Source organism: Polaromonas sp. P4_F9 (assembly GCF_056401235.1).
Genome location: NZ_JBFUJT010000059.1, coordinates 1 through 12,199, shown reverse-complemented (window position 1 = coordinate 12,199; position 12,199 = coordinate 1). Strand labels below are relative to the sequence as shown.

General features: G+C 58.4%; 12 protein-coding genes and 2 pseudogenes. 4 read left to right on the top strand and 10 right to left on the bottom strand.

What is annotated here, in order from left to right:
• Positions 1-11: 11 nt before the first annotated feature.
• The 7 genes and pseudogenes from AC1DUB_RS27650 to AC1DUB_RS27620 form a co-directional block, all read right to left on the bottom strand.
• Positions 12-443, bottom strand: a complete 432-nt coding sequence (locus AC1DUB_RS27650) for a hypothetical protein (RefSeq protein ID WP_477732285.1) — start codon at positions 441-443, stop codon at positions 12-14.
• 140 nt (positions 444-583) lie between these two features.
• On the bottom strand, positions 584-2,224 hold the full coding sequence (locus AC1DUB_RS27645) for a N,N-dimethylformamidase beta subunit family domain-containing protein (RefSeq protein WP_477732284.1): 1,641 nt from the start codon (positions 2,222-2,224) through the stop codon (positions 584-586).
• A gap of 85 nt (positions 2,225-2,309) precedes the next feature.
• A complete protein-coding gene (locus AC1DUB_RS27640) occupies positions 2,310-3,335 on the bottom strand; it encodes an NAD(P)-dependent oxidoreductase (protein WP_477732283.1) in 1,026 nt (341 codons plus the stop codon).
• 382 nt (positions 3,336-3,717) lie between these two features.
• On the bottom strand, positions 3,718-4,050 hold the full coding sequence (locus AC1DUB_RS27635) for a hypothetical protein (RefSeq protein WP_477732282.1): 333 nt from the start codon (positions 4,048-4,050) through the stop codon (positions 3,718-3,720).
• Positions 4,047-4,472, bottom strand: a pseudogene (locus AC1DUB_RS27630) (C45 family autoproteolytic acyltransferase/hydolase); the annotation flags it as partial. The pseudogene AC1DUB_RS27630 and the gene AC1DUB_RS27635, both read right to left, overlap by 4 nt.
• A 28-nt stretch (positions 4,473-4,500) precedes the next feature.
• Entirely contained in the window at positions 4,501-5,556 is a 1,056-nt protein-coding gene (locus tag AC1DUB_RS27625; RefSeq protein ID WP_477732281.1) for a phosphotriesterase family protein, read from the bottom strand.
• Positions 5,557-5,835: 279 nt separating this feature from the next.
• On the bottom strand, positions 5,836-6,648 hold the full coding sequence (locus AC1DUB_RS27620; RefSeq protein WP_477732280.1) for a transporter substrate-binding domain-containing protein: 813 nt from the start codon (positions 6,646-6,648) through the stop codon (positions 5,836-5,838).
• 694 nt (positions 6,649-7,342) lie between these two features.
• On the opposite strand from AC1DUB_RS27620, the gene AC1DUB_RS27615 reads away from it, so the two are divergent.
• From AC1DUB_RS27615 to AC1DUB_RS27600, 4 genes are all read left to right on the top strand, one after another.
• Positions 7,343-8,035, top strand: a complete 693-nt coding sequence (locus AC1DUB_RS27615) for an aspartate/glutamate racemase family protein (protein WP_477732279.1) — start codon at positions 7,343-7,345, stop codon at positions 8,033-8,035.
• A gap of 18 nt (positions 8,036-8,053) precedes the next feature.
• A complete protein-coding gene (locus AC1DUB_RS27610) occupies positions 8,054-8,377 on the top strand; it encodes a hypothetical protein (protein ID WP_477732278.1) in 324 nt (107 codons plus the stop codon).
• A gap of 31 nt (positions 8,378-8,408) precedes the next feature.
• Entirely contained in the window at positions 8,409-9,587 is a 1,179-nt protein-coding gene (locus tag AC1DUB_RS27605; protein ID WP_477732277.1) for a M24 family metallopeptidase, read from the top strand.
• A gap of 259 nt (positions 9,588-9,846) precedes the next feature.
• Positions 9,847-10,953, top strand: coding sequence for a DUF2817 domain-containing protein (locus AC1DUB_RS27600; RefSeq protein ID WP_477732276.1), 1,107 nt, complete (start codon positions 9,847-9,849; stop codon positions 10,951-10,953).
• A 9-nt stretch (positions 10,954-10,962) separates the two neighbouring features.
• Here the strand turns inward: AC1DUB_RS27600 and AC1DUB_RS27595 are convergent, their stop codons facing one another.
• The 3 genes and pseudogenes from AC1DUB_RS27595 to AC1DUB_RS27585 all read right to left on the bottom strand — a co-directional run bounded on the left by AC1DUB_RS27595 (position 10,963) and on the right by AC1DUB_RS27585 (position 12,045).
• Positions 10,963-11,052 (bottom strand): hypothetical protein, encoded by a 90-nt coding sequence (locus AC1DUB_RS27595; RefSeq protein ID WP_477732286.1) that lies wholly within the window; start codon positions 11,050-11,052, stop codon positions 10,963-10,965.
• A gap of 15 nt (positions 11,053-11,067) precedes the next feature.
• Positions 11,068-11,431: pseudogene (metX, locus tag AC1DUB_RS27590) on the bottom strand (homoserine O-acetyltransferase); the annotation flags it as partial.
• A 209-nt stretch (positions 11,432-11,640) separates the two neighbouring features.
• Positions 11,641-12,045: a hypothetical protein gene (locus AC1DUB_RS27585; protein ID WP_477732275.1), complete on the bottom strand. Its 405-nt coding sequence runs from the start codon at positions 12,043-12,045 to the stop codon at positions 11,641-11,643.
• Positions 12,046-12,199: the final 154 nt, after the last annotated feature.

The window sequence follows — 12,199 nt, the reverse complement described above, 5'->3', positions numbered from 1 at the left end:
TCGTAGGGGTGTCACTCCTCCTGTTTGTCGTAAGCCGCTACGTGTCCGCGCAGAATGCCTTCGGCGTCCATGTAAATGAACGTCATTGTCAGGACTTTCCCGTCGGGGGAGATCGTGCGGGTTCCCGCCCCGGTAACGTCATCCCCCTTTTTCGCCGTAAGCACGATGGTGTAGCCGTTGTTGACCCCCTCCCCGGACATCGTGTCGATCAAAGGGTTGCCTGTGTGGGGGTAGTACTCACCGTCATATTTGAGGATTAGCTGCTCGGAGAAAAGCGATCCGTCGGGCAGAACCGCGTTGACTGTGCCTGTGATGATGCCCTCTGGGTCCTGCGTATACGTTCGCGTCGCAGATTTGTAATTGAATGGTGTCGGCCCGTTGATGAATTTGGACTTTGCCAGATTCAGTTTCCAGATGCCGACGACCGGATCTATTGCTTTCATGGACCTCCTGCTTAGGTTGAAACGTTTCGACACGCAACGCTCTCACTACGCACTGCTCCGAACCCATTGTCGTTTTAGCTGCGCCAGCTCAAGCGTCACCTTTTCCGATCAGCGGCCGAACGGATTAGCCCCCGGGGTTCCTACCTGCGGCCTAGATAGCGGTTGAGGACATTGCGGGTAACACATTCGACCATGGCGTCCTGTCTGAGAAGGCCCGCCACCCATTCGCAGCTCCCGGCATGGAACACCCCACCCTTGCCGCGCTTGAAATTAACGATCATCCCGCTTGAGCGTTTGACCTTGTCAATATTGGCGCTGTTCGCCTCGCCGAACAGCAACTCGGCGACGAACCGGCCGTCCCCATCGCTGATGATTTCGTCTTCGGGCGCCAAATCGGCGCTCTCTTCGACCAGGGTGGCCATGCCTACAGCAAGGATTTCGAGCCCGTCCGGCGCCCCGCTCGCAGGGGAAGGGTAAGGCAGGCCATTGCGGATTTCGTAGTCCAGCCCATCGACCTCGTAGCCATAAGCGTGGCTCTCGGCGCCGAGAAGGTCGCCGTAAAAAAGCCCAGTGCCGGCGAAGGCCCAGTGGTCTGGCCGATAGATCGGGAAGCCTCGCACGCCGCGCGGCGTGCAGCCGCCCCAGCCGACATAGACACCGTTGGTGGCGTTGAGACCAAAAGACTGTGCGCCGGGCCTGCCGATCTCCGGCGCCTCCCATGAATTGGTGGCGCGGGTAACGTCGCCGCTCTTATAGACCGGATCCTCGGCGCGCGCCCGGTACTTGTAGCAGACCTGCCGGCGACCCTCGTCCTCTAGCCTGGTCTGCCACATGAAGTTGCCGGCGAATCGCGCCACATGGCCGCCCTGGTCGATGAAAGCGTCAACCGCGTCGCGCATTTCCCAGGTCCAGTACTCATCATGGCCGACGAAGACGACGCAGTCGTAATCGAGCAGGATCTCCGGTGAGAAATGCAGGTCGTCCTGGCTGGCGAGATCGATACCATACCCAGCGCGCTCGGCAAAGCGGAAGAAGTGGCTGTCGTAGCTTGCCCATCCGGCAGAGGCGTACTTCCTCGAGTGGCCGGTCGCGTAGGCCCATTCCTTGTGTGGATGGCGCGGTACCGTCTTGGGCGGCAGCATCATTTCCAGCGGCACGCGCGGAGCTTGCGGCGGAAGGACGACGAAGCCGCGGCACCATGGCCGTTGCGTTGAGACGATGGGCGAATATTGGTTACGGTTCGGGCCCGTGATGCCGTCGTAGTGGTTCGAGCCGCCCCAGGTGTTGTAGGCGAGCCAGGTGCTGGTCGCCGCCACCTGCAGAATGCGGCCAGGCTTTCGGCCAGCTTGCGGCAGCACGATGAGGATGTGATGGCAATGGATTAGTCGGCCATCGCTACCCTCCGCTGTCAACGTCAAGCGGTAGCCGCCGGACGGCCAGTCCTCTCCAATTTTGAACTCGAAGGTCGTGGTCCAGCCGCAGCCCTCGACTGAGCACTGATCCGGCGTGTCCTGCCAGTGCGCGGCGATGCCGCTCTGCTCAAACACCTTTGTTTCGGTCGCGCCGTCGCGCACGATCTCAATGGTGAAGCGCGGGGCGGTCGAACTCACCTGCAGGCGCACCATCCCGCCCGGCCGGTAGGAAAACCGGTCGCTGTAGCACCAGATCTCGCCACGCGCGCCATCCATACCGGCCCGCTCGTAAAAATGGCCGCGCTCGGTAAATCGCCTCTCCTCAGGCGTCAGCCCGAAATCCGGAAAGTCCTTCGGAAACTCTGTCATGACTGTAAATCCTTTGCTATTTCGGGTGTCCCGGTCTCGAGTTCAATGAAGCCTGGCCGTGTGCGAGGCATCACCGGGCATTTGGTTAATAACCTAAGTCCAGGTTAACCTCGCGCGTAAGCGGCTTTCCCGCCGCAAATTCCACCAAGTTCTGGGTGCCCCACTCAATGTAGCGTTCCAAAATGCCATCCGCATCGTGGCTTTGATCATTGGAGCCGACTACGTTTGGAAGCTTCTGAATCTGCAGGCGTGGCACGCCGCCCTCGGGAAAGGCTCGCCCAAATTCATACTTGGGCCAGACATCTGCTGCGTAGCCGCGCAGATGACCTGACGTAAGCGCATCGAAGAGCGGTTGCTCTTGAATCAAATTTCCACGGGCGATGTTAACCAGGAAGGCAGTTCTCTTCATGGCAGCTATCTCAGCCTCCCCAAAAAATTGGAAAGTCTCGCCTGTATTAGGAGTGGCTAAAACTACGTAATCACATCTTCCAAGCACTGAGCGTAGCTCGTCCATTCCGTGCATAGAATCCACGCATTCGGCCGGCCGTTCCTTATTGCGCCGCACTCCGAGAACGCGCATGCCGAATCCCTTTGCGCACTTCGCAATGTGACTTCCGATGCTTCCAACACCGATAATTCCAATAGTGCGTCCGTTGAGCATGGTCGATCGATGCTCATCTCCGAATAGAGGGAAAAACCGATGCATCTCTCGTGTTGCTTGATGCTTCAATAGAGTCTTCTTTGCCAGCGCTAGAACAAACATCATTGCTTGCTCCGCGACCGCAACTGCATTCGCGCCACGAATATTTGTGACCTTGAAGTCTCGTTGCTTCGCTAGCCTAAGAACACCCATCTGATCAAGATCGTCGACGCCAGAGTGCAGCCAGGACAAAATCTTTAGATTCGCGGCAATTTCCGGTATGCCTTTGGGAAGCGTCCATCCGATGATCGCATCGGCATCGACTGCGTGATGTTCTATGTCCGAGTATGTGCACTCAAATCGGGACAAGTACCTTCCTCTTGGTGCCACAACTTTTGCACCACTTGGAACTGCGCTTCTGATGTACGCAATTTCATCGTCCGTTGCGTGCCACAAGCAAAGAATTTTCATGTTTTATCCATTTCTGATTTCGGTTTTTAAGGTATTCCGCACCCTCGGGCGAAATTGATTGGCGTCCCCTCAAAGTGAGTGCAAACGCGCTGGCATGGGGGAAACTTTCTTTGTATTCGTTCGCGTGCACAAAAGTTGACGGTCAGTTGGCACTATCGACCTCGGATTCGCACTCTTAGTGGAGCTCCACCGATCAGTGCAAGGCAGAAGACAATCGTAGCGGCGCTTCCGCGCTTATTTTCAACAACGTTGGTGGCTCCATTAGAGAAATGCTGCGCGCGACAAGGCGAGTGCGATGAAATTCAGCGATCGTGGATCGCCGTCCCGCGCTGAGTTCGCCTTGGACCGGCAAAGGACCTATTTCGCGATAAAAGGCACAGGATCAGCTGGCGACTGACAGGTACCAATTGGGGGAATCAAATGCTTCGCGCTCACGTGCTACTCCGTCGCATGGCGTATCCCGCATCGTTCCGCTCAGCGTGTCGCGCTCGTCCGGCGCGGCGTGCACGCGCCATTCCACGCGGTCTGGGAAAAGCGCGAAGACGCTCGTGGCGACAGTCTGGACGCTATCGTGCCACCGGTTCTTGTCGCAATAGATCGGAGTGACCTCATCTAAGAGCACCGCCTCCGCGCCCCCCGCGAGCGCACCCTCTTCGATCATCCGGTCCGCCGCCTCCTGCTGATTGCGGGAAGAGTCGGTGATCGTCGGCTTCAACCCGTCGAATTCCTGAAGAACAGATGTTTCGCGTGCGCTAGGGGCGAGGCGGCCTCCCGAACGGCGCTGCCTGAGGCTGGCGCCTCGACAGACACGAGCCGGCGCGTCTTCGCCTCACCGAGGTTGTGGTGGAAGCCGCTGGCGCGGTACTTGCGCTTCAGTATGGCGACTGCTTCATCCAACCCTCTCGGTTCGAGAATCGCCCGGCAGATGATCTGCCGCGGCACGACAGGTTGAAGATCGTGGGGGCTGACGTTGTTTATAGTCTGGACGATCCCAGCCTCATTCAGGCCGAATGTGTGCCCCGGCAGCATGCCGGGATATGTGAAGCTGCTCCAGGCCGGTCCCTCATCGGGCGCGACCTTGACCCAGAGATAGGCGCCGAGAAGCTCCGCCGGGCCGTCCTCATTATGGGCGATTACCGCCGGGCCATCGCCTTACTACTTAGCTTCAGACGAACGTCAGCAGCCGCCTGGGGTTATCGACGAGAATGGCGGAGATTTCCTCCTCGCTGAACCCGCGTCGCTGCATGATGGGTCGCACGTTCTCGTAGATGTGCCCATATCCATGGCCACCGTAACTAACCAGGCGCGTCCGGTTGCAGATATCGTGACTGATCAAGACCTGCGCGAGATGCCCGTGGTCAATGAGCGTCCGGATATACCGTAGACGAGAGGCGTCGTTCAGGCCATCGATGTCACTCCAGTGGTAATACGCCTGCTCCTGTCCGAACAGGTCGAACTCCAGGACGCACCCCGTTGCGGCAAGCTTGAGCATGCGTTCGCTGTCAAAGATGGTGCGATCGATATGGCTGATGATTAATCGATCAACGGGGTAGCCGCTCCGCAAGACAAACTCGGTGACCTCTTTCGGCTGATCAGGGTGGCGCCCAGGATGGATGTTCAAGGCTGCGCCGGTTTCCGCCTGCGCGATCAGCGCGCCAAGCAGAACCCGCTTCTCCAGATCCGTCCAGGGCGACGTGCACCCGATCTCGCCGATGATCCCTGCACGCACATCCGTGCCCCACGCACCTTCAAGGATCTGCGACTTGATTTCCTGCGCGAAGCTCTCAACCGACCTCTGGCTGTTGCTCTCGTCCTGATAGCCGTCAACGTAATGGCCGCAGCCCATGACGATGTGCGCACCGGATTCTTCCGAGATCTTCCTGAGCCCCGCGGGATCCGGTGAAAGCCCACCGCAGGTCAAATCAACGATTGACTGCCCACCCGCTTCCAGCATCAGGCGTACCTCATGAATCGCGGTTTCCCAGCTCCCGAGCACTGAGTTGTTCGGGACTCTCACACGACCATAGTTGATGCGGAAGCAGTTGCACAACGTGATTTCCGGTCCCTGATCGACGGCCGCCTTCATCTCAGACGTTCGCCCATCCAACAGCAGGTGTTCATGCATCAGGGTGTTGCCCAGTAACTCAGGTGCCACCAAACCGCGCACCGTTTGCACGGCCCCGCGGAGCTGGGTCCTAGTGATCGCTTTTTGCTCGTTCATCTTGGTTTCTCGCTATCCCATGTGTAAGGCGTCACGCCCTGTTGCTGAAGCTTGAATTTCTGCACCTTGTCCGTTCGCCGTCATGGGTTGATTCCCAAACTCTGACAGTCGATTTGGATATAAGTACCCGATCAGTCCTCTGATCGGTCCTGTTCCATAGTCAGGTTGCCTCAGACTTGGCGCTTCTTTAAACGATGGCAGCAGTTCATTCAGAAGCGTCCGTCATCGATTTTTAGAGACAGCGGCCCAGGCTAGCCGGACCGCCATAGATTCAAATCTCTATTTGGCGACGCTGAAATCCTCTCCGTACCACTTGATCGACAGCTTGGAGAGCGTGCCATCATCCCTCATGCCCTTGACGGCGGCTGCAATCTTGTCGCCAAATTCCTTGTCGCCATGTTCAGCTGAAATAGCTCCCGAGTTGAAGAATACGACGCCAAGTTGCTTCAATGGATAGCCGGATTTGATCGCTTTGGACGCAAGTACTCCATCAGTCACCACCGCATCTAGACGAACTCCATTGCCAAGCCGAAGGTCGTCAAACGCAACATTGGTGGTTGCGTAGGCCTTCACCTCGCCCGGCACCAATTGGAATAGTGGCTGAGTTTCGAGTTTCTGATTGGCATAAGACTCTGCCACTGTGCTTCCTGCGACGCCGACCACCTTGCCGTTGAGATCGGCGAGCTTGGCGGCCTTGCTATCCTTGTGAACTACGACGACTTGCGGCCCGTAGTAGTACACGGCTGGAAAGTTAAGTTTTTCAGCGCGCGCCTTGGTCGGCACCATTTGGCCCATGGCCATGTCCCAACGCCCCTGCCACTTGCCTGCTACGATAAGATCCCAGCCCGGCGTTACAAATTTAATCTGCACACCCAAGTGTTTCGCAATCTCCTTGGCGATGTCGATGTCACAACCATCGAGTTCGTGTTTGCTATTCAAGAACGACATCTGCCCCCAGTCCGTCCCGACCGCCACCGTCAGCGTCTTCGAAGCCAGCACTCGATCGAGCACAGCGCCTGCATGCGCGGTGGGACCTGCCAATGCAAGCACGAGGGAAGCTGCAGCCACCATGGCCTTCGCAATTCTGTTCATACGATTGTCTCCTAGTTGGTTTTGGATGCCTCAAGTCTAGTTCCGGGTGGGTTTTTATTTATGCAATAGCCGATGCCTCGACGCGCGAAGTCGGCGTTTAGTGGCAATGTTTCAGTGGATTTTGACCCACACCGCGGCCGGCACGGGTGGTTCTGAGCGCGTCGGGCTCTTCGCGTGCACGCTGTCAGGCGCTGATTCTGATCAGCGCACTGGATTGGCCGAGCCTACTTGCTCTGAACTTTAGGCATACGCCGGAAACGACATCAGATGGAGCTGGTAGTGCCATGGAAGGCGCTGCTAAACGTCACGGAGCCGTTCTACCTGACGGACGGCTGGCGCCGCAGGCCCGTATCCGTTGGAATAGATGCTGCGAGTTACCTGATGCAGAGCTGGTCCGCGCTGAGCGAACCCGGCGACGGAGGAAGCCCTGTACGGGCGGCTTCGCTGAGCAACTTCGCCGGGCTGAACTTGAGCAGCCGTTCCTGACGAAACTACGATCCTGAACTTCCGGCAAACCTAGCAGACACGGGCCGCGAGTTGCCAATGCCAGCGCGCGTAGCCGGCAAGCGCATGCTGGAATGGGCGCGAGCCGCGGCCCTTATATTCGCAGCAATCCTTCGATTCGGGGGCGACTTTTGCCGTCTTTGCTCGCCGAGCCAACATTACATTGTTGTGAGGTAGTGAAACACCAAAGATGACATCGCCCACCACCAAATTTTTCGGCATCCTGAACCTCGAACGGGGTTTGCCGCCTGGCACTCCTGCCCCGCTTCCCAGGTTTGCGACAACCTTGGACTTCCCCGTGATCGTGGAAACCATAGAGGGAGGCTGGGCGGAAAACGTGATCCGCGGGGACCCGGCACTCGAGCCGGCTTTCATCACAGCCGCCCGGCGCCTGGTGGAACGAGGCGCCGTCGCTATAAGTGCGAATTGCGGCTTCTCCAGCCGGCACCAGGAAGCAGTAGCAGCGGCGGTCAATGTTCCAGTCGTGTTGTCGAGTCTGCTACTGTTGCCGAGTTTGCTCCGACAGGTACCGAGAGCCGCCAAGATCGCCGTCGTGACCGCAGATTCCACGAACCTCGGCGAAGAGTTGCTGGGGATCGACGATCCCGGCGAACGGGCGAGGATCGTAATCGGGGGCATTGAAGGCGGCGAACTGTTGCGCAACGAGATGCTACGCCCGCCTCCTGTCACGCCGGTCTCCTCCATCCAGAAGGATGTCGAAACGTGCGTCGATCACCTGAGGGCGAAGCATCCGGACATTGGAGCGTTCCTGTTCGAATGCACCGGGTTTCCGATGGTGACGCCGGCGATCCGTCTTAGGACGAAGCTGCCGATCTATGACCTCGCCGACCTCTGTCGGATGGCGTTCGCGTCTGTCTCTTGAGTGCATGAGGCGCGCAGAATGAATCTAGATTCCGCAATCCAAGTCGCCGCCGAGGTGTTCTCGACTACGGATCCGGAGGCCAAGCGGAAATCACAGGACGAGTTCTGGTTCTGGCAGCCTCTTCTCGGCGATCGACACACCTACGACACCGACAATGCCCGAAAGGCGCAACGCCACGACCACTGGTTGTTCGACCATCGGCCGGAAGAGGACTATACCGAGCTGAGTCGCAGGATTCGAAGGGCCTCTAGGCGACGCTGCTACCCCCAGGAAGCCGATTGGCCGGAAATGATGGTCTGTCGGTCCCACCAGATGCCATCGACAGGCGATCTAGGTATTTGAGTAGATTCAATCAACAGCGAAGGAATTCAATATGGTAAAAGAACTGCGTTTTGAGCGCGCCGAATTCGCGGTGCGCCTGGCAGCCGTGAAGAAAGAAATGGCGAAGCGAGGGATCGATATCCTTTTCGTTTCCGAACCTGCCAGCCAGTACTACTTGACCGGGTACGACGCCTACTCGTTCTATACCCCGCAGATGGTGCTCGTCGCGCTCAACCATCCTGAACCGATCTGGATCGGCCGCTTCGTGGATAGCGTCTCCGCGAAGATGACCACCTTCTTGGCGAGCGACAACATCAGGGCCTACCCCGACAAGTATGTGGCGTCCACGGAGTTGTCTGCTTACGAATTCATGGCCGACGTGTCGAAGGAACTCGTGGGCGAGACGGCGACGGTAGGCGTGGAAATGGGTAGCTTCTACTACCCCGCGGGCGCCCACGCCGACCTCGTGAAAGCGCTACCGCTCGCAAAACTCGTCAACGCCGACCTGCTGGTGAACTGGATTCGGATTGTGATGAGCCCCGCGGAAGTATCCCTCATGCGCGAAGCGGGTCGTATCACTGACGCGATGATGCAGCGTGCCATCGAAGTGATTGAACCAGGTGTGCGCGAATGCGATGTCGCCGGTGCCGTCTACAACCAGCAGATGTCCGGCACTCCCGATTTTGGAGGAACCTATCCGAGTTCACCTGCGTTCCTTTGCGCCGGCGAAAACGCGGTCGCCCCCCACGCCGCCTGGACCGATAAGCCGCTGCCGGCTTCGACCGTGGTCAACCTCGAACTTTTCGGCGTGCGGCACCGCTACCAGGTCAATCTCGCGCGCACGATCTCCGTCGGTCAACCCGACCCGGCCTACCAAGGGCTAGCGGACGTCGTCGTGGAGGCGTTGAATTCGGGCCTGGACAGTGTCCGCCCCGGCCGAACCTGCGAGGAAGTCACGGATGTCTTCAGCAAGGTGCTCGCGCGCCATGGATACGAGAAGGAAGCCCGTCTCGGCTACCCGCTCGGCATTGGTTTTCCTCCATCCAGTCAATCCCGTACCGCCAGTATGCGCAAGGGTGACAAGACGGTCCTACAGCCCGGCATGTGCTTCCATATGATGTCCGGTCTCTGGCTGGACGACGTTGGCATCACCATCACGCAATCATTTACCGTTACCGAGAACGGGCACGATCCCCTCACGACGATACCGCGCAAACTGTTCGTCAAATAGTATAGCCAGAGGCTTCTCCCGCTGCAGGCTCGGCCCCCTTTCAGTGGAAAGACTCCGCATTGAACACATGCACTCAGACTGAGATGCAAGAAATCTGAAGTCATGGCTGCCGTTCTCCGTAACAGTCGGCTGGCTGAAGTGATCGCCCTCGGGCGGGCGTAGGTCCTGCATGCCTTTTCGAATCTGCACGAGTTCAAACGTCATTCAATGATTGCCCGGTATTTTCAATCACGCCCCGCTTGGTGAAAGGATTAGCAAAGTGGAAAATTTCGACAGTATTAGGAGCGCCATTCCGGTTCTCTTCTCCAACACCTACTCCGACGCGCGCGAAAAGTTTCTCGTCGACGCACCCACGGCGATAGCGTACCCCTGCACTGCAAAAGGACCTTCAGGTGAGAATCTCTTTACCGATGCGGCCTACTTCGGAAGACCGGATGCGAAGAAACTCTTGGTACTGGTTTCGGCCACACACGGTCCTGAGGGCTATTGTGGTTCTGCGGCACAGCTTCTGTTCATGCGAGCCAAATTCCACGAGAAGCTTCCTGCCTCCACTGCGGTGCTGTTCGTTCATGCCCTGAACTGCTACGGGTTTGCATGGGATCGCCGCGTGACCGCAGAAGGGTGCGACCTTAATAGGAATTTCATTGATTTCTCGAAGCCACTGCCTGCAAATCCTGGCTACGAGGAACTGGCAGCCTATCTTGTCCCTGCGGATATCGGTCCAGAGAGCATTCAGCGCGCAGAGGCTGCGATCGAGGGATATCGATCAGCACATGGCGACCGGAAATTTCGGGAGGCGCGGGGCTCGGGACAGTACACCAGGCCTGGCGGGGCGTTCTATGGCGGGAGCGGGCCTACTGACGCACGGCGAACTCTGGAGCAAATTGCGGTGGACTTCAACGTCGCGGCTCGCGATGAAGTCATCATCATCGATTACCACACCGGACTCGGCCCTTATGGTTATGGGGAGTTGCAATGCGAGCAGGCATCCGGCCTGGCGGGCTATGAACGAGCGACAAGCATCTTTGGGCCATCTGTCACTTCTCCGGAGCTAGGAACCTCTTCGGCTGTTGTGTTGCACGGTTGCCAGGACGAGTTTTGGCAGAGGATTCTGGGCGATCGCCATACCTATGTCTGCCTGGAGTTCGGGACCTACGACGCTGCGCGCGCAAGAGAGGCAGCGCGCAATGACCTGTGGATGTTCATGCATCGACCGGAGGAGGCCGATTCAGAACTTGGGCGGCGCATCCGAAATGCTTCCAAGCTCCACTTCTACCCTCAGAAGCCAGATTGGATGGAAATGGTTCTGTGGAGATCTCACCAGATCCATCGGCAGTCAATGGAGGCACTGACGGCTTCAAGCTAGTCATGGTCGTTAAGGGCAAAGGAAGGCTCGTCTCCGTATCGTCTCGAAGCACCCGCCTTGGTCGATCGCGACATGAACTAGCACACTCTTGTTGCGCATTTGCTTCGGCAGCTCCAACCGCGCCTGCGCATTCACCCAGTCTTCTACCGTCCCCACAGGAAACTCCGGCCCGTAGACGACGCCCGGTGCCCAGGATCACGTGTATCGGGCCGGCGGAGCCGAAGCGGGAGCCGAGATTGTTGATGCCTGATGACGATGCAGCGGTCGGTATCCACGGGCTTCCCGGGCCCTATCAGGTTGTCCCACCACCTTTTCGGTTGTGCCGCGTACTCACCTCCCAAGTGATGCGAGCGATTTGCCGAATGGCAGACCAGCACCGCGTTCGAGCGGTCGGCATTCACGCCATAGTTCTCGTACGCCAGCGAATCGCCTCTGATGGAAGCGCCGCTTTGCAAGGCGAGCGTCTCTTCGAATGCATCGCTTGCGGCGTAACAACGAACCTTAATCGCGTCGCTACCTCGAACCAGCGGGAACCCGGCGATGACGATCAATGCCATGCCGACCCATGCCAGGGAATTGGGCATGTAGCCCCAGATCGCATAACCCAGAAGCGCGGAGGAGATCAGCCCCCCAGGCTTCTGAACGGCGCGATCACGCCGATCTAGCCTTCCTGAGTGCCGACAGTCATCAGGAAGTACCCGCAAGAGACAAGTATGCTGAGCGAAACGCGACCAGCAGGCGAATGCGGCGGGCGATGGCCACCCAGCGCCGTGCACCCACTTTTGCCTCTGTATATTGAAGGTGGCAACACGGGCGACGACCATCGCAGATCCACGCACGCTCAGGGGGCTGCCAGTCCTGCACGCCGGCAGGCTGCACGGTGCACGTGCAGCTTGCCAATGCCACCGCGATCGACGACGACCCGTCATCGCGATAGCGGTCATGTAAGTTGCGGTGGCCAACGTGTCGAGGATGGCGCGTGCCATTCGCAAGCGCGTGCGCGCGAAACGGCACGCGCAGGATCAGACCGAATGCCACGAGAAGCGCGGTCGCGCGCATGTCTCGCAGGAAGATCAGCTGCGAGGGCGGCATCGCGACTCGCCGGCAAGTTTGATGAGGCATCTTTGGCGACGACGTTTGCGATGCTCAGCGTCATCGGAGCCACCCCAAAGCGTCCAAGCAAAATCAGCGCCAAGAGCTTACGGAAACTGCTTGCTTGAAAGCTGCGTGATTGCGGGATAAACGC